At 65.6% G+C, this 24,856-nt stretch carries 24 protein-coding genes and 1 tRNA gene; 5 read left to right on the forward strand and 20 right to left on the reverse strand.

Annotated features, from left to right (window positions below; all coding sequences use genetic code 11):
• The first annotated feature begins 60 nt into the window (after positions 1-60).
• Entirely contained in the window at positions 61-1,020 is a 960-nt protein-coding gene (locus PS060_RS13650; protein WP_273983900.1) for an AraC family transcriptional regulator, read from the forward strand.
• A 117-nt stretch (positions 1,021-1,137) separates the two neighbouring features.
• Here the strand turns inward: PS060_RS13650 and PS060_RS13655 are convergent.
• The 6 genes from PS060_RS13655 to PS060_RS13680 all read right to left on the reverse strand — a co-directional run bounded on the left by PS060_RS13655 (position 1,138) and on the right by PS060_RS13680 (position 7,210).
• Positions 1,138-1,213 (reverse strand) — tRNA-Lys (locus PS060_RS13655).
• A 118-nt stretch (positions 1,214-1,331) separates the two neighbouring features.
• Positions 1,332-2,468: a rod shape-determining protein RodA gene (gene rodA / locus PS060_RS13660; protein WP_273983901.1), complete on the reverse strand. Its 1,137-nt coding sequence runs from the start codon at positions 2,466-2,468 to the stop codon at positions 1,332-1,334.
• Entirely contained in the window at positions 2,465-4,609 is a 2,145-nt protein-coding gene (gene mrdA / locus PS060_RS13665) for a penicillin-binding protein 2 (RefSeq protein WP_273983902.1), read from the reverse strand. The genes rodA and mrdA overlap by 4 nt, the downstream gene beginning before the upstream one ends.
• Positions 4,609-5,163 (reverse strand): rod shape-determining protein MreD, encoded by a 555-nt coding sequence (locus PS060_RS13670; protein ID WP_273983903.1) that lies wholly within the window; start codon positions 5,161-5,163, stop codon positions 4,609-4,611. Before PS060_RS13670 ends, mrdA begins: the two co-directional genes overlap by 1 nt.
• A complete protein-coding gene (gene mreC / locus PS060_RS13675) occupies positions 5,163-6,131 on the reverse strand; it encodes a rod shape-determining protein MreC (RefSeq protein ID WP_273983905.1) in 969 nt (322 codons plus the stop codon). The genes PS060_RS13670 and mreC overlap by 1 nt, the downstream gene beginning before the upstream one ends.
• Positions 6,132-6,166: 35 nt before the next feature.
• A complete protein-coding gene (locus PS060_RS13680; RefSeq protein ID WP_273983906.1) occupies positions 6,167-7,210 on the reverse strand; it encodes a rod shape-determining protein in 1,044 nt (347 codons plus the stop codon).
• A gap of 205 nt (positions 7,211-7,415) precedes the next feature.
• Here PS060_RS13680 and mutL point away from each other — a divergent pair, with 205 nt between their 5' ends.
• Positions 7,416-9,290: a DNA mismatch repair endonuclease MutL gene (gene mutL / locus PS060_RS13685; RefSeq protein ID WP_273983909.1), complete on the forward strand. Its 1,875-nt coding sequence runs from the start codon at positions 7,416-7,418 to the stop codon at positions 9,288-9,290.
• Between the two features lie 3 nt (positions 9,291-9,293).
• Here the strand turns inward: mutL and ychF are convergent, their stop codons facing one another.
• From ychF to PS060_RS13755, 14 genes are all read right to left on the reverse strand, one after another.
• The gene (gene ychF, locus PS060_RS13690) at positions 9,294-10,394 is read right to left on the reverse strand and encodes a redox-regulated ATPase YchF (protein WP_273983911.1); all 1,101 of its coding nucleotides are present in this window, start codon (positions 10,392-10,394) and stop codon (positions 9,294-9,296) included.
• Between the two features lie 123 nt (positions 10,395-10,517).
• Positions 10,518-11,507, reverse strand: coding sequence for an SDR family oxidoreductase (locus PS060_RS13695; RefSeq protein ID WP_273983912.1), 990 nt, complete (start codon positions 11,505-11,507; stop codon positions 10,518-10,520).
• A 27-nt stretch (positions 11,508-11,534) separates the two neighbouring features.
• Entirely contained in the window at positions 11,535-12,041 is a 507-nt protein-coding gene (locus PS060_RS13700) for an AAA family ATPase (protein WP_273983913.1), read from the reverse strand.
• A 9-nt stretch (positions 12,042-12,050) separates the two neighbouring features.
• The gene (gene pth, locus PS060_RS13705; RefSeq protein ID WP_273983914.1) at positions 12,051-12,620 is read right to left on the reverse strand and encodes an aminoacyl-tRNA hydrolase; all 570 of its coding nucleotides are present in this window, start codon (positions 12,618-12,620) and stop codon (positions 12,051-12,053) included.
• A gap of 93 nt (positions 12,621-12,713) precedes the next feature.
• A complete protein-coding gene (locus tag PS060_RS13710; RefSeq protein WP_273983916.1) occupies positions 12,714-13,316 on the reverse strand; it encodes a 50S ribosomal protein L25/general stress protein Ctc in 603 nt (200 codons plus the stop codon).
• Between the two features lie 120 nt (positions 13,317-13,436).
• Entirely contained in the window at positions 13,437-14,330 is an 894-nt protein-coding gene (locus PS060_RS13715; protein ID WP_273983918.1) for a TraB/GumN family protein, read from the reverse strand.
• Between the two features lie 20 nt (positions 14,331-14,350).
• Positions 14,351-15,286, reverse strand: a complete 936-nt coding sequence (locus tag PS060_RS13720; RefSeq protein WP_273983920.1) for a TraB/GumN family protein — start codon at positions 15,284-15,286, stop codon at positions 14,351-14,353.
• A 55-nt stretch (positions 15,287-15,341) separates the two neighbouring features.
• Positions 15,342-15,803 carry a hypothetical protein gene (locus PS060_RS13725; RefSeq protein WP_273983922.1) on the reverse strand — a complete coding sequence of 154 codons (462 nt, stop codon included), beginning with the start codon at positions 15,801-15,803 and terminating at the stop codon, positions 15,342-15,344.
• A complete protein-coding gene (locus PS060_RS13730; protein ID WP_273983924.1) occupies positions 15,790-15,984 on the reverse strand; it encodes a helix-turn-helix transcriptional regulator in 195 nt (64 codons plus the stop codon). The genes PS060_RS13725 and PS060_RS13730 overlap by 14 nt, the downstream gene beginning before the upstream one ends.
• Positions 15,985-15,988: 4 nt before the next feature.
• A complete protein-coding gene (locus PS060_RS13735; RefSeq protein ID WP_273983925.1) occupies positions 15,989-16,384 on the reverse strand; it encodes a hypothetical protein in 396 nt (131 codons plus the stop codon).
• Entirely contained in the window at positions 16,384-16,764 is a 381-nt protein-coding gene (locus tag PS060_RS13740; protein ID WP_273983927.1) for a hypothetical protein, read from the reverse strand. The genes PS060_RS13735 and PS060_RS13740 overlap by 1 nt, the downstream gene beginning before the upstream one ends.
• Positions 16,761-17,246 carry a hypothetical protein gene (locus PS060_RS13745; RefSeq protein ID WP_273983928.1) on the reverse strand — a complete coding sequence of 162 codons (486 nt, stop codon included), beginning with the start codon at positions 17,244-17,246 and terminating at the stop codon, positions 16,761-16,763. The genes PS060_RS13740 and PS060_RS13745 overlap by 4 nt, the downstream gene beginning before the upstream one ends.
• Before the next feature lie 86 nt (positions 17,247-17,332).
• Positions 17,333-17,689 (reverse strand): UrcA family protein, encoded by a 357-nt coding sequence (locus PS060_RS13750; RefSeq protein WP_273983929.1) that lies wholly within the window; start codon positions 17,687-17,689, stop codon positions 17,333-17,335.
• 142 nt (positions 17,690-17,831) lie between these two features.
• Positions 17,832-18,860, reverse strand: a complete 1,029-nt coding sequence (locus PS060_RS13755) for a TraB/GumN family protein (protein WP_273983930.1) — start codon at positions 18,858-18,860, stop codon at positions 17,832-17,834.
• A gap of 151 nt (positions 18,861-19,011) precedes the next feature.
• Between PS060_RS13755 and PS060_RS13760 the strand changes: the two genes are divergently transcribed.
• The 3 genes from PS060_RS13760 to ppdK all read left to right on the forward strand — a co-directional run bounded on the left by PS060_RS13760 (position 19,012) and on the right by ppdK (position 24,849).
• Complete coding sequence (locus tag PS060_RS13760) at positions 19,012-19,944, forward strand: glycine--tRNA ligase subunit alpha (RefSeq protein ID WP_273983932.1); 933 nt, start codon at positions 19,012-19,014, stop codon at positions 19,942-19,944.
• Entirely contained in the window at positions 19,944-22,064 is a 2,121-nt protein-coding gene (gene glyS, locus PS060_RS13765) for a glycine--tRNA ligase subunit beta (RefSeq protein WP_273983934.1), read from the forward strand. Before PS060_RS13760 ends, glyS begins: the two co-directional genes overlap by 1 nt.
• Positions 22,065-22,194: 130 nt before the next feature.
• A complete protein-coding gene (gene ppdK, locus PS060_RS13770; protein ID WP_443112423.1) occupies positions 22,195-24,849 on the forward strand; it encodes a pyruvate, phosphate dikinase in 2,655 nt (884 codons plus the stop codon).
• The last annotated feature ends 7 nt before the right edge of the window (positions 24,850-24,856 follow it).

Here is a 24,856-nt window from a genome sequence, read left to right on the forward strand (position 1 = left end):
CGGACATTTTCGCTCAAATCAGTCATTGCCAAGCGCAAGGCGCTGGCCGAGAATGATGACATGAGTGCGCAGATCCCCTTCGCCTTTCTTGCGACCCTGCTCGGCGATGTCCGGGCGCGTGCGATGCTGCTCGCGGCCGGACTGCCCGATGACGGCACACCGATCGGGCATCTCGATTTCTGGCGGCTGCTGCGCAACAATATCGATCAGACCGGCGACGAACGGCACGCGCTCGGGCCGGATACCGTGCCTGACGGCAGCTTCGAACTCCTGCTCGCAGCGATGCGACTGGGGCAGGATCTGGGCGAGGGGCTTGTGCGACTGGCGGCGGCCTCGCGGATCGTCTGGCCCGATCTGCCACTCGCCGTGCGGCGCGGCCATGACCTTCGTCTGCGTGTGCCCGGCACGGCCGATGTGCCGATCCAGCGGCGGCTTTATGTCGAAATGGTGGTGGTGGTGCTCCACACCGCGTGCTGCTGGATGGCAGGGCAGAAGCTCCAGCCGCGCCGCCTGATCGCGCCGCGCGACGATGCGCCGGGGAGTGGCGCGATGTTTGCGCTGCTGGGCTGCCCGGTGGTTCGGCGCGGGCAGGATATCGAGCTGGTCTACCCTGCCAGCGCGGCGGATCTCACGATCGTCGCCGATCGGTTCGAGCTTTGGCCCAATCTGCTGTTCGAGACCTATCGTCAGATTACCGCCGAGCCGCTGGCACACACCAGCACGGCCGAACAGGTGCTTGATCTCTTGTGGCAGGCTCCGCTCGACCAGCCGACGCTGGCGGCGGCGATGGGCGTTTCGGTCGCCACCTTGCGCCGCCGCCTCGCCGAGGAAGGGCACTCCTATCGCGGGCTGATCAGCCATGTTCGCCAGCAACAGACCCTCGCCGCCCTGAAGGCCTCGATTGGCCTTGAAGACCTCGCCGAGGGGCTGGGCTATTCCGAAGCCCGCAGTCTGCGCCGTGCCACCCGCCGCTGGTTCGGTGCCCCGCCGAGCGAACTGCGCAAGCCGCGTCAGATCTGAGCAGTCATGCGCTTACAGGTTGGCCCCGACCACCGGATACGCGGTCGATTGCCGGATGAACCAACGCCACTCCGCCTGATGGCGAAACCCCCGCAATGCAGCCAGATTTTAGAGGAGTGGTGGACGCACTAGGGCTCGAACCTAGGACCCGCTGATTAAGAGTCAGCTGCTCTACCAACTGAGCTATGCGTCCATTCCGACCAGGTCGGACTGCGAAACCGGGCGGCGAGGCCGTGTCCCGATTCGCGTGAGGCGCTGCATTTAGCGCGCCTCATTCGTATGGCAAGGGGCTTTTTCGCAATTGCGGCAAATCACAAGGCCAGACCACGGCGCGGGGCTTCGCGGTTCCAGCGGTTGACCATCATCAACAGCCCGATGCAGATCATGTTCGTCATCATCGACGAGCCCCCGTGGCTCATCCAGGGCAGGGGAATGCCCTTGGCCGGGGCCATGCCCATCACCATCAGCAGATTGATGGCAATGTAAAAGAAGATCGTCGCCGTCGCCCCTGCCGCCAGCAGCGCGCAGAAACGATCCTGCGATTCGCTCGCGACCTTCCAGCCCCACTTGAGGATCAAGGTGTACATCGCGAGCACGAACAACCCGCCGACCAGACCCCATTCCTCTGCCATCGTGGCAAAGACGAAGTCGGTGTGCGGTTCGGGCAGATAATCGAGATGGCTTTGCGTGCCGTTATTGAAGCCCTTGCCGAAAATGCCCCCGGATCCGATCGCGATCTTGGATTGCGCGATGTGATAGCCCGCGCCGAGCGGGTCGCTTTCCGGGTCGAGGAAGGTCGTCACGCGCGCGCGCTGGTAATCGTGGAGCGCAAAGAAATAGACCAATGGCATCGCAGCAACGCCAGCGCCGCCTGCCAGCAGAAACCACCACAAGGGCAGGCCCGCCAGGAACATGACCACCACGCCGCCAAAGGCAATCGCGACCGACGTGCCGAGATCGGGCTGCAGCAGCACCAGCGAGATCGGCAGGACAATCAGGCCGCCGGCAGGCACCACCGAGCGCCAGCTCCCGATCATGCCTGACGGCAGCGTCTCATAGAACCGCGCCATGGCCAGCACCACGGCCGGCTTCATCAGTTCCGAAGGCTGGATGCGGATTGGCCCGGCTTCGAGCCAGCGCTGGCTCCCGCCGCCAACCTGACCGACGATCTCGACCGCGAGCAGCAACAGCAGCACCGCGAGATAGGACGGATAGGTCAGCAGCCGGACGGCATCGCGCGGCAGCGAGGCAATGATCGCCGTCATCACGGCGAACACGCCGAAGCGGATGAAGTGCGACAGCGCAAAGGGCTGCATCGCCCCGCCGCCGGCGGAATAGAGCACCAGTCCGCCAAAAGCGGTCAGCAGCAGCAGCGGGATCAGCATTTCCCAGGGCTGGCGGGCGATCGGTTCGGGCACGATACCGGTGCGAGTGGTCAGCGTGCTCATTCGCCGATCTCCACAGGCGCAGACGGCGGCGCGGTAGGCGTCGTGGGAGCAGGGGGCGGCGCAGCAGCGCCGGGCGCAGTGCCGGTGGGCGTGCCCGACGGGTTGGCCTCAGGCCGCGGCGCGATCACTTCGCCAGCGATGGCATCAGTCTGTGTCGCGGCGCGGCGGGCCTCGGCATCGACGCGGTCGAGGATCTCCTCGTCCCGGCGTGGCGGGCGGCTAACACTGGCTCCGCGCTCGGCCGCATAGGCGGCATAGCGCCGCTCAAGCCGCTGCTGCGCGGTGCCGCCCCATCCGGCTTCCAGCGCGGCGAGCGCCTCCAGCCCCTTGGCGGGATCGAACAGGAAGGTCATCACATCGCGCGCGATGGGGTAGGCCGCGCCCGATCCGCCGCCATGCTCGATCACCACCGCCCCGGCATAGCGCGGGTTGTCATAGGGGGCGAAGAAGATGAACAGCCCGTGGTCGCGATACTTCCACGGGCCCGACTTGCCGTTCGAGATCGACAGCGAGACGACCTGCGCGGTGCCGGTCTTGCCCGCCATCAGCGTGTTCTCGATCGGCAGGCGGGCGCGGCCTGCGGTGCCGGGGCCGTTGACGACGTCGCTCATCGCCTTGCGCACATATTCGACCTGCTCGGCGGGGAAGTCGATCTTGTCGAACCCTTGCGGCTTGGTGTCGAGGGTGAGGCGCGGCATGACGTGCTTGCCGGTGGCAAGGCGCGAGGCCATCACCGCCAGCTGCAGCGGGCTGGAGAGCATATAGCCCTGACCAATCGTGGCATTGACCGTGTCGAAGGTCTGCCATTCGCGGCCCCACTTCTTCATCTTCCATGCCGGATCAGGCACGGTGCCGAAGAACTGGCTGATCACGGGCAGCGGGAATTCCTGTCCCATCCCGCAGCGCCGCGCCATCGCCGCAATCGGATCCATGCCGATGCGCTGGGCCATGGCGTAGAAATAGACGTCGCAGCTCTGGTAGATCGCCTTGGCCATGTTGGTCGCGCCGTGGCCGCCGCGGTTCCAGCAACCGAACACGCGGTTGCCCACCCGAAGCCCGCCGCCGCAATGGACGGTCTCCTCCGGGTCGATGCCGGCCTGCATCAGCGCCATCGACACCATCGGCTTGACGGTCGATCCGGGCGGATAGAGGCCTTTCAGCACCTTGTTGCGCAGCGGCACGCGCTCGTCATCGCGCAGCATCGCATATTCCACCCCGCCGATCCCGTCGGAGAAGGAATTGGGATCGAAGCTCGGCATCGAGGCCATGCACAAGAGATCGCCGGTGCGGCAATCCATCACCACCACCGAGCCGCTTTCGAGCCCGATGCGGCGAGCGGCATAATCCTGAAGCGGCCCATCGATGGTAAGGCGGATGGGGTTGCCCTGCACGTCCTCACGGGTTTCCAGATCGCGCACGATCCGTCCGCCAGCCGTCACCTCCACCCGCCGCGCACCGGGCACGCCGCGCAGTTCCTTTTCGAACTGCTTTTCAAGGCCATCTTTGCCGATCTTGTAGCCCGGCGTGATCAGCAGCGGGTTGGGGTCTTTCTCATACTCCTCGGCCGAGGCCGGGCCGACATAGCCGATCAGGTGACCGACGCTGGAGGCGGTCGGGTAGAACCGCGAAAATCCGCGCTGCGGGACAACGCCCGGCAGGTCAGGCAAGCGCACGCTCAGCGCGGCAAATTGTTCATAGCGCAGCCCGCTCGCCACTTCGACCGGCTGAAACCCGCGCGCGGTGCTGACCTTGTCCTTGATGTCGGCGATGCGCGCCGGTTCGAGCGCCAGCAGTTCGCCCAGCTGGTTGATGGTCGCATCAGCATCCACCAGCCGCTCCGGGATAAGGTCGACCCGGAAATCGGCGCGGTTCGAGGCCAGCGCTGCCCCGTCGCGGTCGAGGATCCAGCCCCGGCGCGGCGGAATGAGCGTGAGATTGACCCGGTTGCTTTCGGATTCGAGCCGGTATTTCTCGTTCTCGGCAATCGCCAGATAACCCAGCCGCCCAGCCAGCAGCAGCCCAATCCCGCCCTGGATCGCACCGATCACCACCGCGCGCCGTTCAAAGGATGCGCGCAGGATCGAGGCGTTGATCATCCGTGCAGGCTTGTTCGGGCCGTCGGCGAGGAAGGGGATCTTCATCAGTCGAGCTTCCGCGCGCGCGCAAGCCGGAACCGGTCGAGCCCCGCAACAATGCGGGCAACAACCGGATAGAGCAGCACCGCCATTGCCGCCTGCGGCACGGCGACGACAATCATCTCGGGTGTCACGGATGCGCCCGACAGCAGCAGAGCCGCAAACCAGTAGAGCACGGCCATGACCCCGGCGGTGAACCAGTCCTGCCAGAAGCCGCGCCAGGGGAAGCGGGTCTCGATGACCTCGATCGCGATCATCGCCAGCGACCACAGCAGGATCGCGCAGCCAAAGGGCTGACCGCTCACCAGATCATCAAAAGCACCAAGCGGCGCGCCGGCCCATAAGGGCAGGAGGCCGGGGCGCACCATGCGCCAGCCGAGCAGCAGCAGGAACCCGAGCGGTGGCAGCAAGGGCATGACATCGGCAATCAGCAGCACCGGGAGCAGCGAGCCGAGCATGATCGACGCATAAGGCACGCTGCGCACGCGCCAGGGATAGGGCGCGCGGTTGATCCGCCGCCCATAGATGTCCGATCGCGCCCGGGGATCGAGCCGCTCCATCACTCGCCTCCGGTGCCGGTCGGCGAGGTTCCAGATGGTGTGGCAGCCGGGGAAGCAGCAGGAGCCGCGGGCGGGCCTGCAACAGGCGCGTTACCTCCGTCCGGCTCGGTCAGTTCGGACACGGCGGCAGGCTGGGCGACCGGTTCGACTGCGACGAAGCTGGTCGCGGCCGGTTCGGCCACCAGACGGGCGATGCCGCCGTCAGGCGTGATCTTCGCGATCACCGCGACCGCCACCCCCGGCCGGTAATAACCGCCTGCGCCGCTGGTCACCATCATGTCGCCGACCTTGAGCGGATTGATCCCGAGGTTGACGAGGCGGATCCGCAGCAGCCCGTCACCGCGACCTTCGGCAAAGGCGATGACATTGTCCTTCGCGCGCCGGACCGGCAGCACGCTCTCGCTGTCGGTGAGCAGCAGGACGCGCGACGAGTTGCGGCCCGCCTCCAGCACCCGGCCGATCACGCCGCGTTCCGAGACGACAGGCATACCCGGCAACACGCCGCTGGCCGTGCCAGCACCGAGATAGGCGTGACGCCGGCCACTGGTGGTGGTCGATCCGACCAGCCGGGCCATGACAACCGGCTTTACCTCGCTGTCGCGCAGGCCCAGCAGACCCTTGAGGCGTGCATTCTCGGCCTTGACCGCTTCGGCTTCTGCCAGCCGGATCCGCGCCAATTCCATCTCGCGGCGCAGTTCGGCGTTTTGCGAGCCGGCGTTGAAGTAACCTGCAATGCTGGCGAAGAAACCCTGCGATCCCGATCGCGTGACCGCGGCGGCGGTGCCCGCGGGGGCAACGACATCACTGGCCGCTCCGCGCAACGGCGCAAAGGCCGAGGGTTGCCAAAGCGACAGCGCCAGCAAGCCGGCGCCCAGCACCGCCAATCCACCGGCCAGCACATAGCCGGTGAACAGCGAATACTGCGCCTTCTTCGAAAAGCCCGAGCGGCGCGAAGAGGGGGGCGCCATGGCTTAGAGTCCCTTCAGGTCAGCTTGGCGGTGGCTCACGCGGTCATCAGCACGCCGCGATAGACCGGGTCTTCCATCGCCCGTCCGGTGCCGATGGCGACGCAGGTCAGCGGGTCTTCGGCGACCGAGACCGGCAGGCCGGTTTCCTCGCGCAGGTGCTCGTCCAGGCGGCGGATGAGCGCGCCGCCGCCCGTGAGCACGATGCCCTGATCGACGATGTCGGCGGCGAGTTCGGGTGCGGTGTTCTCAAGCGCGATGCGCACGCCCTCGACAATCGCGCCAATCGGTTCGCTGAGAGCCTCGGCGACATGCGCCTGATTGATCGTGATTTCCTTGGGCACGCCGTTGACGAGGTCGCGGCCCTTCAAGGTGATGGTCTCGCCCACGCCATCTTCGGGGATCATGGCAATGCCGTAATCCTTCTTGATGCGCTCGGCCGTGGCATCGCCGATCAGAAGGTTGTGGTGGCGGCGGACATAGCTGACGATCGCCTCGTCCATCTTGTCGCCCCCGGTGCGCACCGAGGTGGTGTAGGCAAGGCCGCGCAGCGAGAGCACGGCGACTTCGGTGGTGCCGCCGCCGATATCGACCACCATCGAGCCAACCGGTTCGGTCACCGGCATATCCGCGCCGATGGCAGCGGCCATGGGTTCGAGGATCAGGTGCACGTCCGATGCGCCCGCATTCGAGGCCGCATCGCGGATCGCGCGGCGTTCGACCGAGGTCGAGCCCGAGGGCGCGCAGATCACGATTTCGGGATAGCGGAACATCGACTTCTTGCCGTGCACCTTCTGGATGAAGTGCTTGATCATCTGCTCGGCGACTTCAATGTCGGCGATCACGCCATCGCGCAGGGGGCGGATGGCTTCGATGCTGTCCGGGGTCTTGCCCATCATCATCTTCGCATCATTGCCCACGGCCTTGACCCGGCGGATGCCGTTGATGGTCTCAATGGCAACCACGGAAGGCTCGTTCAGGACAATCCCCTGATCCTGCACATAGACCAGCGTGTTGGCCGTGCCGAGATCGATCGCCATGTTCTGCGAGCGGAATTTGAAGAGATCGGTCAGGAAGCTCATTGGTGACAGTGTTCCAGTGGTAGCGGGAAGGCGCCTCGGGCCGCTGAGGCTTGGCAACTGCGGCGGGGAATTCGACCCGGTTATGACATGACAGGGCGCGCCTAGCGAATCCGTGCGCAAAAGGCCAAAATATTTGTCCACTGCAACGGTGATTTTGCCGGGGTTGGCCTCGAATTTGCGTCCGGCCATCGCTAGCTTGCGACAAATGCCCGAAATCCGCCGCCTGCCTTCGTCACTTGTGAACCGTATCGCCGCCGGCGAGGTGGTCGAACGCCCGGCTGCGGCATTGAAGGAGCTGCTCGAGAACGCGATTGATGCAGGCGCGCGGCGAATCGGAGTGGTGCTGGCGGACGGCGGGCTGACCCGCATCGAAGTGGTCGATGACGGTCATGGCATGGGGCCAGCAGGCATTGCGCTGGCGCTGGAGCGGCACGCGACCTCCAAGCTGCCCGATTCGCTGATTGGCCCCGATGGCGCGATCGAGCTGGTGACGACCCTCGGCTTTCGCGGCGAAGCACTGCCCTCCATCGCCAGCGTCGCGCGCCTCACCATCGAGAGCCGGGAGGCTGGCGCTGCCGAAGGCTGGCGGCGCGTGGCCGATCACGGGGCGGTGCTGGCCGACGAGCCCGCTGCGCTCCCGCCGGGCACGCGGGTCAGGGTGGAAGAGCTGTTCGCCAAGGTGCCCGCGCGCCGCAAGTTCCTGCGCTCGGCCCGGAGCGAATATGCCGCATGCCTCGACGTGGTGCGCCGCCTTGCGATGGCGCGGCCGGATGTGGCCTTCACGCTGGAAACGCTGGGGGAGGGGGGCAAGCGCACTGTCCTGAACCTGCAGGCGGGCGAGGCGCTGGCGACCCGCGTGGCGCGGATCATCGCGCATGAGCTGAAGGACAATTCGGTTCCGATCGAACTCGAACGCGACACACCGCACGGGGTGATGCGCCTCACCGGCGTGGCGGGCCTGCCAACCTGGAACCGGGGCGTGGCCGACCATCAATATCTTTTCGTCAACGGGCGTCCGGTCAAGGATCGCCTGCTGGTGGGCGCGGTGCGCGGGGCTTACGCCGATATGCTCGCGCGCGATCGCCACGCGGTGCTCGCACTGTTCCTCGATCTGCCGCCGCAGGATGTCGATGTGAACGTCCACCCGGCCAAGACCGAAGTGCGGTTTCGGGATTCGGCGGGGGTGCGGGGGTTCATCGTATCGGGCCTCAGGCAAGCGCTGGCCACGGGCGACCGGCGGTCGGCGCAGGGGCCGGACCGAGCCGCGATGCAAAGGTGGCAGGCGGAGCCTTTTAGCCCCTCTCCTTCAGGGGAGGGGTTGGGGTGGGGACTTTCCAATCCTGCACAACCCAAGACGGCGCCCACCCCCGGCGCCTCCCTTGAAGGGGAGGGGGAATTGTTGTTGCGCGAAGCGTCGGCTGCTTTCGCCATGCCTCAAGGCCGCGCCGAACCCGCCGCCCCCGTTCCCGAGGAAGCGCGCCAATACCCCCTCGGCATCGCGCGCGGGCAGGTTGCGGGCACCTATATCGTTGCCGAAGCCGCAGACGGCCTCGTGCTGGTCGATCAGCACGCGGCGCACGAACGCCTCGTGCTCGAACGCCTGCGCGCCGCCGGAGCGGACGAGAGCGTGCGCCGCAGCCAAGCGCTGCTGGTGCCCGATGTCGTCGAGATGGACGAGGTCGATTGCGACCGGTTGGAGGACGCAGCAGATGGCCTGGCACGTTACGGCCTTGTGATCGAGCGCTTCGGCCCGGCCGCGATGCTGGTGCGCGCGGTGCCCTCTGCCATCGCCAAGGCCGATACCGCCAAGCTGCTGACCGACCTTGCCGACGACATCGCCAAGCACGGCAAGCAGGAGGACTCGGGCGCGCTGCTGCTGGCCGAGCGGCTCGAACTGGTGCTGGCGACCATGGCGTGCCACGGTTCGGTCAGGGCAGGGCGCAGCCTGAGCGTTGCCGAGATGAACGCGCTGCTGCGCGAAATGGAAGCGACGCCGCGCTCAGGCCAGTGCAATCACGGGCGGCCGACCTGGGTGAAGCTCAGCATGGAAGATGTCGAGAAGCTGTTCGGGCGGCACTAGGCCTCAAACATTGAACTTGAACAGCAGCACGTCCCCGTCCTGCACCACGTATTCCTTGCCTTCCTGCCGCAGCTTGCCCGCTTCCTTCGCGCCCGCTTCGCCGCCGAGCGTCACATAATCCTCGTAGGCAATGGTCTCGGCGCGGATGAAGCCGCGTTCGAAATCGGAGTGGATTTCGCCTGCTGCCTGCGGCGCCTTCGCGCCATCGGGGAAGGTCCAGGCGCGGGCTTCCTTGGGGCCGCAGGTGAAGAAGGTCTTGAGGCCCAAGAGCTTGTACCCGGCGCGGATCACGCGCGACAGCCCGCTTTCGGTGAGGCCCAGTGCTTCAAGGAATTCGCCGCGGTCTTCCACCGGCATGGCGACCAGTTCGGCCTCGATTGCGGCGGAAACGACCACGGCCTCGGCACCTTCTGCCGCAGCCTTCTCGAACACCTTGGCCGACAGCGCATTGCCCGTCGCCGCGTCTTCCTCGGCGACGTTGCAGACGTAGAGCACCGGCTTGGCGGTCAGCAGCTGAGCCTGCTTGAACAGCCGCGCTTCCTCGTCATCATTGGGAACGGTCAGGCGGGCGGGCTTGCCTTCGCGCAGCAGCTCCAAGGCCTGCCCCAGCACGCTCGCCATCGCCTTGGCTTCCTTGTCTCCCGCTGCCCCGCGCTTGGCCGCGGCGGGAACACGCTTTTCGAGGCTCTCAAGGTCGGAGAGCATCAGCTCGGTCTCGACCACTTCGGCGTCCGCGATGGGATCGACCTTGTTGGCGACGTGCTGGATGTCGTCATCCTCGAAGCAGCGCAGCACATGGACGATCGCATCGACCTCGCGGATATTGCCGAGGAACTGGTTGCCAAGGCCTTCGCCCTTGCTCGCGCCTTTCACGAGGCCGGCGATGTCGACGAAGCCGAGCTGGGTCTCGATGATCTTGGCGCTCTTGGCAATGGCGGCGATCTTCTGGAGGCGCTCGTCCGGCACAGCGACCTGACCCACGTTGGGCTCGATGGTGCAGAAGGGATAATTCGCCGCCTGCGCCGCCTGCGTTTCGGTGAGCGCATTGAACAGAGTGGACTTGCCCACGTTGGGCAGGCCGACGATCCCGCAACGGAAACCCATGATGTATCTTTCTCTAAACCGTTCGCCCTGAGCTTGTCGAAGGGCCGTGCTTACTGGTCAAGGCTCGCGCCTATAGAGAAATGCGATGCTTCGACAAGCTCAGCATGAACGGGAGAGAGGCGTTCACCTCTCATGCACGCCGCGCACCAGCGGGCCAAAGGGGGAATTGCCCAGCCATTCGGTCTGCACCTGCGCGGTCACCGCGTTGATCGGCACCTGCGGCTTGCTGCCACCTGCAACCGGCAGGCGCAGCGGGCGGGTGCCGGGGGGCTGGGCGATCAGCGCGGCAATCGCGCGGGCGACATCGGCAGGATCATTGGTGCGGCCCGACCCGTCTTCCGTCCCCATCCGCGCGACTTGCTGCGGATAGCCTTCGGTGTGCCGCGCCTCGGCCCGGTCCTTCAGCGCCAGCGAATAGGCATTGCGATTGACCCACACCTTGGTGGGATAGCCGCCGGGCTCGATCACCGTGACATCGATCCCGTGCGGAACCAGCTCATAGGCGAGCTGCTCGCTCATTGCCTCAAGCGCGAATTTGGTGGCGGAATAGTGCCCGCTATAGGGCGCAATCACCCGGCCAAGCTGGCTTGAAATCTGGATGATCTGCCCCGCGCCTTGCTTGCGCATCCCCGGCAACACCGCGCGCGCCATGCGGTGCGGGCCGAACACATTGGTCTCGAAGATCAGGCGGGTGGCTTCCATGTCCTGCACCTCGACGGGCGAGGTGATGCCGATGCCTGCATTGTTGACCAGGACGTCAATGGCGCCGCCTGCGGCCATTTCGGCCTGAGCGACAGCCTCGGCGACCTGCTGGTCGGAGGTCACATCGAGCGCGATCACTTGCAGATCGAGCCGCTCGTTCAGTGCCATGATCCGCAGCTGTTCGGCTTCGGGGCGGGGCAGGGCGCGCATCGTTGCGAACACCTTGGCTCCCTGCCGTGCCAGCAGTTCCGCCGCGAGCCGTCCGAAGCCCGAAGAGCACCCGGTTATCAGCACGCTTTTGCCCTTGAGACTGATGTCGGGCTGGAACACCGGATCTGCCGCGCGGACGCTGGCGGCCAGAGTGGCTGTGGCGGCGGCTCCGGCAAGCAGGGTGCGGCGATCGAGGGTCATCGGGGGCGATCCTTGGCTGGAACGGGATCAGCCAAGGTTATTGGCTTTGCGCCATTGCGCAAGCTTTGCGGGGCTGGCGAGCCGGATCAGCGTGCCGCCATAATCCGCCAACTTGGCTTCTGTGCGCACGCGCGGGCCGGAATTCCAGTTCAACACATACCAGAAAAAACCCGCATCGAACCGCTCTGGACAGCCTTCCGGCATATCCGGTCGCGAGCGGCCTCGGTGGGTGAATATCCGTTTTATCAGACGCCACAGAAACACGCGGCGCGGAAAATCGAGATAGATCACCGTATCAGCCCGCGCGAGCCGCGGGGTGAGGGTGCTCCCGTAGTTGCCCTCGATCAGCCAGCGCTCGCCCGCGACCGCTTTGGCGACCCGGGCGATAAGCTCTGCCTTCTCGGTCTCGACCCAGCCGGACTGCCACCCGAGCTGATCCATGTGGACAAGCGGCAACCCCATGCGCGGCGCGAGTTCGCGGGCGAGGGTGCTTTTGCCTGAGCCGCAGGGGCCGATGATGAGGACGCGGTTCATGGCTGCGCCTCAGCCTTGCATCCTGAGCGCCACGTCGTTCATGAACCGCACGTCATCGCCCTTGGCCAGCCAGTCGGCCTCGGCACCAATCGCGCCAAGCATCGCCACCAGATCGTCCTGCTCGTCCTTGGCGAAATTGCCCAGCACGTGGCCGGTGACGCGGTCCTTGTGGCCCGGATGGCCGATGCCGAGGCGGATGCGGCGAAACTCGGCCCCGCAATGCTGGTCGATCGAGCGCAGGCCGTTGTGGCCCGCGTGCCCGCCGCCCTGCTTCACCTTGACCTTGAAGGGCGCCAGATCGAGCTCGTCGTGGAACACGGTGAGCGCCTCGGTGCCCAGCTTGTAGAACCGCAGCGCCTCGCCGACCGCGCGGCCGCTCTCGTTCATGAAGGTTGCAGGCTTCAAGAGCAGCACCTTCTGCGTGCCGATCCGGCCCTCCTGCGCCCAGCCGGAGAATTTCTTCTGCACCGGGCCGAAGTCATGCATATCCGCGATCACATCGACCGCCATGAAGCCGACATTGTGCCGGTGGAGCGCATAGCGCGGTCCGGGATTTCCGAGGCCGACCCAGATCTGCATGGCGTGCTCCCTATCGTTCCTTTGCATAAAACGAAACGCCGGACTTCCCGCAAGGGAAGCCCGGCGCTGCGAAAGCCCGTAAAGGCAGCGCGCTTATTCGGAAGCGGCTTCGCCTTCGCTGCTCTTGAGGCCCGACGGAGCGACCACGGTGGCGATGGTGAAATCGCGGTCGGTGATCACGCTCGAGACGCCCTTGGGCAGGTTCACTTCGCTGATATGGATCGAATCGCCGATTTCCTTGCCGGTGACATCGATCTGGATTTCTTCCGGAATGTCAGCGTTGGGGCACAGCAGTTCGAGTTCGTGGCGGACGATGTTGAGCACGCCGCCCTTCTTGAGGCCCGGCGAGGCGTCTTCGTTGACGAACACCACCGGCACCTGCACTTCGACCTTGCTGTCGCCGGTCAGGCGCAGGAAGTCGACGTGGGTCGGACGGTCGGTCACCGGGTGAAAGGCGACATCCTTGGGCAGAGCGCGGACGGTCTTGCCACCGATCTCGATGTTGACGATCGAGTTCATGAAGTGGCCGGTCATCAGCTGACGCACCAGTTCCTTCTGCTCGACGTGGATCAGGGTGGGTTCTTCCTTGCCGCCATAGATGACAGCAGGAGTCCGACCATCGCGGCGAAGTGCTCGGGAGGCTCCCTTGCCAGCCCGTTCGCGCGCTTCGGCCGGCAGGGTAAGAGTCTCGCTCATACGGATGCCTTTCGAATACGTGTTTGGTTGATACAGTCACACGGTGCGACCGCCTCCAGGGATGACCGGAAGCACCGAAGCGCGGCCCCTTAGAGAGGGAACGGCGAAAAGGCAAGCCGATTAGGAAATGCGGCGGACGCGGTAGCCCTCGGCTTCAAGCAGCGCGGCAAGGCCTTCCGGGCCGACGAGATGTGCCGTGCCAACCGCGATCAGCGGGTGCGGATCTTGCGCCAGCAACGGCACAATCGCCGCGATCCAGCGCCGGTTCCGGCCCGTCAGCAAAGCCTCGCGCAGCTCCGGGTCAGCAAGGAAACCCTCTTGTGTCGAAGCCGCAAGGGTCGTCGCATCGCCTGCCAGCCACGCCCGTTGCAAGCGTTCAGGATCAGTGCGGGCGGTCTCGCTTTCGCGTACCACGGCGGCCAGCATCTTGCGCTGCGCCGCTTCGGGCAGGCGGTCGAAGATCGCAAGCTGTCCGCGCAGGCCTTCCAGCTCGCGCACCGGCCTACCGGCAAAGTCGGCGATCAGCGCACGATCGACCCCGTTGGCCGGATCGCCGGTCGCATCGATCCGCGCAAGCGCGATCGCTGCTGCCCATGTCTCGGTGTCGCTGAAATCGGCCTCTGCCAACTGCCCCCGTGCCATAAGCGCTGCGAGTTGGGCGCGCAGGCCCGGTTCAATCCGCTCGGCCAGCGGTGGCTGAGCCGGGGACTGTGCGAGGGTCTTGTAGATCGCCGCGCTGTCAGCTTCCGCGCCGAGCCCGGCAATCTCGACAACGAGCAAATCGGACGCATCAACGACGCGTCCGATTGCGGGCGTGCGCCATGGGGTGTCGGCGGGCAGGGCGTGGATCGTGCCTATCATCCACCCTTCGACCGTCCCATCGGCGCTGGCGATTTCATAGACCAGCGGATTGGCCGGAGCGCTGGCAGAGGTGTCCTCTTGGTCGCTGCTGCACCCGGCAAGCAGCAGGCCAAGCAGGATGGCGATGATCGCAGCCGAACGCTCAACGATCATCGCCCGCGTTGCCCCTGGCTTCACTTGACCCGCTTGGTCTTGATGCCGCGCTCGCGCAGGAACACCTGCACGCTCTTGTCGCCGGCAAGGTGGCCCGCACCGACCGCGATGAACACCGTTCCCGGCGTATCGAGGCGGGTGTCGATCCATTCGGCCCAGTTGGCGTTGCGGCTGTAGAGCAATGCTTCGGCGACGGCCGGGTCGCTCATGCCTTCGTTCATCACCGCCGCGAGCGCCTCGGCATCGCCCTTGACCCACTCGGCGACCATGCGATCGAGGGTCGGCTTGACCTCGTCGACCCCGTCAGCGGCTTCGATCAGGAAAGCGATCTGCGCCTCGCGCGTCATGCCATCAAAGATGCCAAGCTGAAACTCGGCCGTCTCCAAAGCGCCGGTCTGCTTCTGGGGCGCCCGGGCAAGCAGCACCTTTTCCACCCCGCTTTCGGGCGAATAGCCTTGCTGGGTCAGTGGCAGCAGCCCGAGCGTAAGCCCGGCCAGCCACGGCTTGAGCGGATCGAACGCTTCGGGCGGGAAGCCAATCTTGGCCATTGCCGCGCTGTAGGTGGCAACCTGATCGGGGGTCAGCAGCGAACGCAGCGTGGTGCCGGGCGGGAGCAAGCCCTTGGACTGGGTGAGCTTGACCAGTTCGGCCTCGCCGGCTTTGTCCATTCGGATTTCGGTCACCAGAAGGTCGGACGCGTCGAATGCCTTGGCGATGCGCTTGTCGAACCACTCGATGCCTTCGGGCAGGACGTGCACCGTTCCGAACAGATAGATCGTGGTATCGCGGTCGGACACCTTCCACAGCGCAGGCTTGGCCTTGATCGGCGTAGGCGCGGGCTTGGTCGCAGCGGCTGCCTCGGCGGCGGGCGCGGTCTGGGTTTCGGCGATTGCCGGTGTCCCCACCAGCAGGGCCAGCGGTGCGGCAGCGCGCGCAAACAGGGAGAGAAGCGTCATTGGAGGTTCCTTTCAAGGGAGCAGGAGCAGTAGAGGCAGGCAAGCTGGCGGCGCATCACAGCCGCCAGCGGGCAAACAGGAAGGATCCGAACATCCCGACAAAGCCGAGCCCATAGACCCCGAAGGCATGGGGCGCGGGAACAAAGCCCCCGGCATGGAGCACCGCCCAAACCGGAAAGCCCGAAAGCACGGCCAGACACCCGCCGGTAAAGCCGACGAGATTATGCTCGCGCTTGTAATCGTCGATCATCCGGAAGCCGTAGAGCGGCAGGACAAGAAACCCGGCAAGCAGCATGACGGCGAGAACCAGCGCCACCGCCGGGGGGAGCTTCAGCGCGGCCCAGTTGCCCGCAAACAGATTGCCATCGCCCAGATCGAACAGGCTGGTGCTCAGGCCGATCACCCCGCCGATGGCACCGGCCAAGCCGAGATAGAGCCATTGGGTGCGCAGGCGGCGGCGGGTGCGCTCTTCGCCGGGGCCAGCGGCTGCGGTGCTCAGGCGATCATCCTTCGTCATCGAAGATCTCCTCGATTTTCATGTCGAACAACCGCGCGATGCGGAAGGCGAGGGGGAGGGAGGGGTCGTGCTTGCCGGTCTCGATGGCGTTGACCGCCTGACGCGACACATCGAGCCGTCCGGCCAGTTCGGCCTGCGACCAGTCGCGCTCGGCGCGCAGGACTTTGAGACGGTTCTTCACAGTCTTACCGGTCCCTCCACCGGCGCCAGGCGAGCGCGAGGTGGAAAATCGTCGCCATTATGGCAAGCGTCCAGCGCAAGTCGGCGCCGCTGCCTTCAGCAAAGGGCACAAGCTCCCACATCAGGATGATCCCGGCAAAGGCCAGCGCCCAGTTGGCGGCAAAGCCGATCTGCGCGCGCGCGAATTCATCGTGCGACCAACTGAACACAAGAGCGATCAGACTGCCCGCGGTGATGCCCGAGCAGAGCGGGGTCAGGATCGGGAAGGGGCCGAAGTAGAGGCTCAGCAGCAATCCGAGCGAGGCCGGCAGCCCGGCCCACATCGCGGCATAGGCGAAGGAGCGATCCTGCTCGTCGGGCGCGAAGTTGCCAGTGGTGAAGCCGCGGGGGGTGTAAGGCATCAGGCGTCTCCCAGCAGGCGCTTGACGAACAGGCCGATGTAGAAGGCCGCGATCTCCAGCGTCAGCACGGTATCGGCCGAGACGGTGCGTTCGCGGGTGGAGTCGGTCAATCCGTCGACCAGGCCTTCGGCAAAGCCGAGGCCAATGCTCAGGATCAGCATCGCGCCAAAGGCGACGCTGGCGCCGGCATTCCACAAGCCGCGGGTGTATTCATCGGCCCGGCGGGTGAACAGCAGGGCGAAACTGCTGACGATCAGCATGGCGGCAGCGGAAAGCCGCAGTCCATCGCCCGCCTCGGCCATCAGCGCGGCCGCAAGGGCAATCATTCCGGCAAGCCCAGTCCAGCTGGCCGCCATGAAAATGCTCGCGCGGTTCATCATGTGTCCTTCCAGCGCAGGAATTGAAAGATCATCACGAAGACCATCATGTAGCCGACCCATACCCACAGCAAGGCGTCGACCCAGACGACCTTGTCTGCCATCCAGCTAAGCGTCCAATGCACCTGGCTTGCATCCGTGTGGCCGGTCGCAAAGTACCAGGCCCAGCCCAATATCAGGCAAATCGGCGGAATTCCGGCCGTGAGGTAGGCGAGCATCACCGAGGTACGGCGCCACAGCTGCTCGGCATATTCGTCGCGCATGAAGCGGGCGCAGATCAGGAACATCGGCACCACGAAGGCGAGGACAAGCAGCGGGATATAGACAAGCGCTGCAACAGGTGCGGGCAGGTAGTCTTCTGGGTCGAAGCCTGTCAGCCTGCCGATCACCAGCTCGGCAAGGGCATAGGCGATGGCTGCCAGCGAGGCGTTCATCAGCCAGAAGTAGGCGCGGTAGCGAAACTGCCTGACAGCTTTGCCGGTCAATTGCATGGCTGTGTCGATCCAGAGTGAAGCCAATGAGGAAGGGCGGGCGGAGAGACGGGGGCGCGCCTCTCCGCCCGGCGAGGACATCACGCGCCGGGAGTGGCAGCGGGCGATGCAGTCTCGGTCTGGGCAAAGCGCACGGCCTCGGCCTCAGCGCGGGTCACGGCGAGGCGGACTTGCGGGGCGGTCGCGGCCAGCGCGCCGCTGCGGCATTCGCGTTCGAGCCGCACCGATACGCCGTCACGTCCGCCGTTATTGCACATCTGGCGGATCTTGGTGCGCACCCGCTCATCGAGCCGCGAAGCATCTTCGGGGGAGGCAAGGTTGAGGTCGTCATGCGCCACTGTGGCGGCGAACTCGTTCGAATTCATCGGGTTGGCGTTCACGGTCGCGGGGATGGTCAGCGCGAGGACGGGGGCGGCAATCATCAGACGAAGCGACATGGTGGTTCTCCTGGGGAGGAAGCGTTGGTGTCACGACAACCTTTCGGAATGTCAGGTTACCCTGACTTTATGTCGTGATTCGCTGACCATGTCAAGAAAACCTGACTTTGCGTCAGGTCTTGGTGACCAAATGGTGCCTATCTCACTGAATACGCTCAACCTTGAAGCCTTGCTGCTCGAGCATCAGGATCACGGAATCCGGCCCCTCCATATGCCCGGCCCCCACCGCGAGCAGCAGCTTTCCGGGGCGATTCATGCGGTCGGCCAGCCAACTCGTCCAGGCGCGATTACGGTCGACCAGCAGCACCTCGTAGAACGCCTTGCCGAAGGGATCTTCGAGCATTTCAGTGATGGTATCGTCGCCCAGCTTGCCCTGGGCCCAATTGTGTTCGGTTTCCCAATCGACCCCTTCGTCGTCGATCAGCGAGCAACCGTCCCATTCGTCGAGGCCTTCGTCGATCATCTCGATCATCCGCGCCTCGTCGATCGCCATCAGCTTGCCGAGCACCGCGATCGGATCCTCGATGGCCGAAATCGGCCGCCCGGTGGCGCGGAATTCGGCCTCGATCACGGTCTCGACCCCGAATTCGCGCAAGCTTCCTTCGGCCTCGGCGGTGGCATCGGCGATGGCGAACATGGTGATCAGGGGCGGGGCGTACTCCACCCGCTCGGGCGGAATATCGGCCAGCGCCAGCATTCGGGCGAGCTTGGGGCGATTGCGCTCGGCAATACGCTGCGACAACGGCACCTTGGGGCGGTTTTTCAGCATCAGCGCCATGAACCGCAGCTCCTCGACGCTCATCGGCACCTCGGGATCGTCATCCTCGTCGCGGGATTCGAACACGACTTCCTCGGCTTCGGCCATGACCTGATCGAACAGCGCCGTGCGCCAGCGAAAGCCCTCGGGCAGCACATGGTAGGTGCCGAAAATGGTGATGCTGGTGTCCGCATCGGCCAACCGCCACATCGCCGGCCTCGGCTCGTAATCCTGCCGCACAGGCGCAGGCCCGCCGGTTCCGTGACGGGGCGTGTGGCGCGGCTTGCACACCGATGCCGTCGCAGTCGCAGGCGCGGCGCTGTGACGCGATCCCGCTGGCTGTGCGGCGACGAGTGGAGGGGCGGACAAGGCGATCGCCAGCACTGTACAAATTGCCTTGCGAACCATGGTCATGAATCAGCGCCCCGGTGATGAAATGTCCGTCTTTTCAATGCAGCCCGAAGCCCGCCCGGTGTCAAGCACAGCCTTGCTGGCACGCCTTCCCGACAGCCATGTTGCGCTGCGGCATTGACGCTTCGGGGGCGTTCGGCCATGGCGAGCCGCCATGAGCGCTGCACCTGCCTTCACTCCGCCCCCGCGCGATCCCTCGCGCTCCTTTCAGGACATGATCCTGACGCTGCATGACTTCTGGAGCCATGAGGCAGGCTGCGTCATTCTCCAGCCCTACGATATGCGCATGGGTGCGGGGACCTTCCACACCGCGACGACCCTGCGCGCGCTTGGCCCCGAGCCGTGGAACGCCGCTTTCGTCCAGCCCTGCCGCCGCCCGACCGACGGGCGCTATGGCGAGAACCCCAACCGGCTGCAGCACTATTACCAGTACCAGGTGATCCTGAAGCCCTCGCCGTCCGACATCCAGGAGCTCTATCTCAAGAGCCTCGCCGCGATCGGGATCGACCCGCTGGCCCACGACATCCGCTTCGTCGAGGACGACTGGGAATCGCCCACGCTCGGCGCATGGGGCCTCGGGTGGGAAGTGTGGTGCGACGGGATGGAGGTGACCCAGTTCACCTATTTCCAGCAGATGGGCGGCTTTGACTGCAAGCCTGTCGCGGGCGAGCTGACCTACGGGCTCGAACGCCTCGCGATGTACATTCAGGGCGTCGACAACGTGTATGACCTCGCGTTCAACTCTGCCGGCGTGAGTTACGGCGAGGTGTTTCTCGAGAACGAGCGCCAGATGTCCAAGTGGAATTTCGAGGTGGCGAACACCGACGCCTTGTTCGACCTCTTCGCCAAGGCCGAGGCCGAGTGCCGCAACGCGCTGGCCGCAGGCGTGCCGATCGCCGCTTACGAACAGGCAGTCGAGGCGAGCCACGTCTTCAACCTCCTGCAAGCGCGCGGCGTGATCTCGGTGCAGGAACGCGCCAGCTACATGGGCCGCGTGCGTGATCTCGCGCGGTCATCCTGCGAGGCCTATGCCGCCAAGATGACGCCCGAGTGGCAGGCGAATTACCCCGGGTGGAGTCTCGTCTGATGGCCGACTTCCTGCTCGAACTGCGCTGCGAGGAAATCCCTGCCCGGATGCAGGCTGGGGCGCGCGGCGAACTGGACAAGCTGTTCCGCCGCGAGCTTGAGGCTGCGGGCGTTGCCGTGGGCGATCTCACCGTCTGGTCGACCCCGCGCCGCCTCGCGCTTATTGCGCGCGGTCTGCCGTTGGCGACCGAGGCGGTGAGCGAGGAAGCCAAGGGGCCGCCCGAGGGCGCGCCTGATGCCGCGATCGACGGCTTCTGCAAGAAGGCCGGCGTGACGCGCGACCAGTTGGAACTGCGCGACGTCAAGGGCCGCATGACCTACTTCGCGGTCGTAAACACGCCGGGCCGGGCGATGGCGGAGGTTCTGGCCGAGGCAATCCCTGCAATCATCCGCGACTTCAGCTGGCCCAAGTCGATGCGCTGGGGCGCGGCCTCGATCACCACCGACAGCCTTCGCTGGGTGCGCCCGCTTTCGGGGATCGTCGCGCTGCTTGATGGCGGCGTGGTGCCTTGCGAAGTCGGCGGCATCGCTGCCGGGCGCACAACCATCGGCCACCGCTTCCATTCCGCCGGCACGATCACCATCGACAGCGCCGAGGACTACGCTGCCAAGCTGCGCGACGCCTTCGTGATCGTCAGCCACGAGGAGCGCCAGAACATCATCCGCGACGGTGCAGCCAAGGTCGCGGCCAAGGCGGGCCTGACGCTGGTCGCCGACGAGGGATTGGTGATCGAGAACGCGGGCCTCACTGAATGGCCCGTGCCCCTCCTCGGCCGCTTCGACGAGAGTTTCCTCGATGTCCCCCCTGAGGTGATCCAGCTCACCGCGCGGGTGAACCAGAAGTATTTCGTGTGCGAAGGCGCGGACGGCAAACTCGCCAACGCCTTCGTCTGCACCGCGAACATTGACCCGCGCGACGCGAGCGTGGTGGTGGATGGCAACCGCAAGGTGCTGGCCGCGCGGCTTTCGGACGCCCGCTTCTTCTGGGAGCAGGATCAGAAGACGCCGCTTGAGGATCACGCCGAAAAGCTTGCGCGCATCACCTTCCACGAGAAGCTCGGCACCGTCGCCGACAAGGTCGAGCGGGTGGCGAAGCTGGCGCGGTGGCTGTGCGAGGAGGGGATCGTCGCAGGCGATCCGGCGCTGGCCGAACAGGCCGCGCGCCTCGCCAAAGCCGATCTCGTCACCGAGATGGTCGGCGAGTTCCCGGAATTGCAGGGGTTGATGGGCGGATATTACGCCGCGAAGGAAGGCCTGCCGCAGGAGGTCGCCGAGGCGATCCGCGATCACTACAAGCCGGTCGGGCAGGGCGACGAGGTGCCGACTGCGCCGGTGACGGTGGCGGTGTCGCTGGCGGATAAGCTGGATACGATCGTTGGTTTCTTTGCAATCAACGAGAAGCCGACTGGCTCAAAAGATCCGTTTGCTCTGCGCCGCGCAGCCCTCGGTGTAATTTCAACGGTGCTGACGAACCGACTTCGCGTCCGACTTTCAGTGCTAATCGGTGAAGCTAGTCGTGCCATCGCGCATTCGCCGTATGTTTCTGACTACATCGAAGCTGCTGCGAAGTTTAAAGGTGCGGCGATCAATCCTCGGTACGTTGGTTTCGAATCTATCGACTTCTTCGCCGACCGCCTCAAAGTCCAGCAGCGCGAAGCAGGGGTCCGCCACGACCTGATCGACGCGGTCTTCGCTCTCGGGGGCGAGGATGATCTCGTCCGCCTGCTCGCCCGCGTCCATGCGCTCCAGGCCTTCGTCGCCACCGAGGACGGCACCAACCTCCTCGCGGGCTACAAGCGTGCGGCGAACATCCTCAAGAAGGAAGGCTTCGTTGCGGGCGAGGGGGCTTCCGCCCTTTCCTACACCCCCGAACCGGCCGAAAAGGCGCTGATCGACGCGCTCGCCGCTGCTGCCCCTCACGCTGCCGAGGCAGTGGAGGCCGAGCAGTTCGCCGATGCGATGGGCGCGCTCGCCACCTTGCGCGCGCCGATCGACCGGTTCTTTGAAGAGGTGACTGTCAACGCCGAAGAGGCCGACAAGCGCGCCGCGCGTCTTGCCCTGCTTGCCGCTTTCCGCGATGCGGTCCACCGGGTCGCCGATTTCAGCCGGATCGAGGGATGATTTCTCTCTCGCATTCTTTTTTCACGGACTTTGAAAAACCGTTATTTTTCAAAGCATAGACCCCCGTAGGAAAGTTGACACGCTGTCACCTTTGTCAACCTTACGACCAAGTGCAGGAACCGACATGACGATGAAGACGGTCTATGTATTCGGAGGCTCCGCCGACCACTCCGATCCGCGTCAGAAGGACAAGACCGTCGTTGGGGGCAAGGGTGCGAACCTTGCCGAGATGGCCAGCATCGGCCTGCCGGTGCCGCCGGGTTTCACCATCACCACTGAAGAATGCATTGCCTATCTGCAGGATGGCGCTGATTTCTCGGAAGGCTTGCGAAGTGCGGTGGCGGCCGCGCTGGCCCATGTCGAGGCCACGGTGGGCAAGGCTTTCGGCGATGCGGCTGATCCGCTGCTGGTCTCGGTGCGCTCGGGCGCGCGGGTTTCGATGCCGGGGATGATGGACACCGTGCTCAACCTCGGGCTCAACGACGCGACCGTCGAGGGGCTGGCGGCTTCGAGCGGGGACGCACGTTTTGCCTGGGACAGCTACCGCCGCTTCATCCAGATGTATTCCGACGTCGTCCTCGGTCTCGATCACGGCCTGTTCGAAGAAGCGCTCGAAATCGCCAAGGAAGACAAGGACTACTACAACGATACCGAGATGGCGGCTGAGGATTGGCAGGCGCTCGTCAAGCAATACAAGCAGATCGTCGCCGACGAGCTGGGCCGCCCGTTCCCGCAGGACGTGCACGAGCAGCTGTGGGGCGCGATCCGCGCGGTGTTCGACAGCTGGGACAGCGACCGGGCCAAGGTCTACCGCCGGCTGAACGATATTCCGGGCGACTGGGGCACCGCGGTCAACGTGCAGGCGATGGTGTTCGGCAACATGGGCGAGACCAGCGCCACGGGGGTCGCCTTCACCCGCGATCCGGCGACCGGCAACCGCGCCTACTATGGCGAGTACCTGATCAACGCGCAGGGCGAGGATGTGGTCGCGGGCATCCGCACCCCGCAATATCTCACCAAGGCCGCGCGTGAGGCCGCCGGGGCCAAGCCGCTCTCGATGGAAGAGGCGCTGCCTGAGGCCTATGCCGAACTCGCCCGCGTGTTCGACCTGCTGGAACTTCACTACAAGGACATGCAGGACATTGAATTCACGGTGGAACGCGGCAAGCTGTGGATGCTCCAGACCCGCTCGGGCAAGCGCACCGCCAAGGCCGCGCTCAAGATGGCGGTCGACATGGTCGGCGAAGGCCTCATCGACGAGCGCGAGGCGGTGCGGCGGGTCGATCCGATGGCATTGGACCAGCTGCTCCACCCGACGCTCGATCCCAAGGCCGAGCGCAATGTGCTGACCACGGGGCTCCCTGCCTCGCCGGGGGCTGCGGCGGGCAAGATCGTGCTCGATGCCGACACCGCCGAGCAATGGGCGGGCCGGGGCGAGAAGGTCATTCTGGTGCGGGTCGAGACCAGCCCCGAGGACATCCACGGGATGCACGCAGCGCAAGGCATCCTCACTGCACGCGGCGGGATGACAAGCCACGCGGCCGTGGTGGCACGCGGCATGGGTCGGCCTTGCGTGTCGGGCGCGGGTGCCGTCTCGATCGACCGCGCGAGCCGCTCGTTGCGGATCGGTTCGACTGAATTGAAGGAGGGCGATGCCATCACCCTCGACGGGGCGACGGGCCAAGTGATGCTCGGTATCGTCCCGACGGTCGAGCCGGAGCTGGCGGGTGACTTTGGGACGCTGATGGTGTGGGCCGACAAGCTGCGGCGCATGAAGGTGCGCACCAATGCCGAAACGCCTGACGACTGCCGCATGGCGCGCCAGTTCGGGGCGGAGGGCATCGGGCTGTGCCGCACCGAGCACATGTTCTTCGAAGCCTCGCGCATCAGCCTGGTGCGCCAGATGATCCTTGCCGAGGACGAGGCGGGCCGCCGCCGGGCGCTGGAGGGGCTGCTGCCCGAACAGCGCGCGGACTTCACGGCGATCTTCGAGGTGATGGCGGGCCTGCCCTGCACGATCCGCCTGCTCGACCCGCCGTTGCACGAGTTCCTCCCCCACGCCGACGAGGAGTTCGCCGAGCTGGCGGATGCCACGGGGCTGGGGATCGATCACCTCAAGCGCCGCGCGGGCGAGCTGCATGAGTTCAACCCGATGCTCGGCCACCGCGGCTGCCGGCTCGGGATTACCTTCCCTGAGATCTACGCGATGCAGGCGCGCGCGATCTTCGAGGCGGCCTGCGCGGTGGCTCAGGCAAGCGGCGCGGCGCCGCTGCCCGAAATCATGATCCCGCTGGTCGCCACCAAGCGCGAGCTCGCGATCCTCAAGGCGCTGGTCGACAAGGAAGCCGAAGCCGTGTTCGCCGAGACCGGCACGCGGGTCGACTACCTCGTGGGCACAATGATCGAGCTGCCGCGCGCCGCGCTGATGGCGGGTGAGATAGCGGAAGAGGGTGCGTTTTTCAGCTTCGGCACCAATGACCTCACCCAGACCACGCTGGGGGTCAGCCGCGACGATGCGGCGCGGTTCCTCAGCGTCTATGTCGACAAGGGCATCTTCCCGCGCGATCCCTTTGTCAGCCTCGACATCGAGGGCGTCGGCCAACTGGTCGAGCTGGCGGCAGAGCGGGGCAGGGCGATCCGGCCCGACATCAAGCTCGGCATCTGCGGTGAGCATGGCGGCGACCCGGCGAGCATTGCGTTCTGCGAAGGCGTCGGGCTCGATTACGTCAGCGCATCGCCCTACCGTGTGCCGATCGCGCGATTGGCACACGGTAGGGCGCCTTGAAGAAGGG

Source organism: Erythrobacter sp. BLCC-B19 (assembly GCF_028621955.1).
Classification (GTDB): Bacteria; Pseudomonadota; Alphaproteobacteria; order Sphingomonadales; family Sphingomonadaceae; genus Erythrobacter.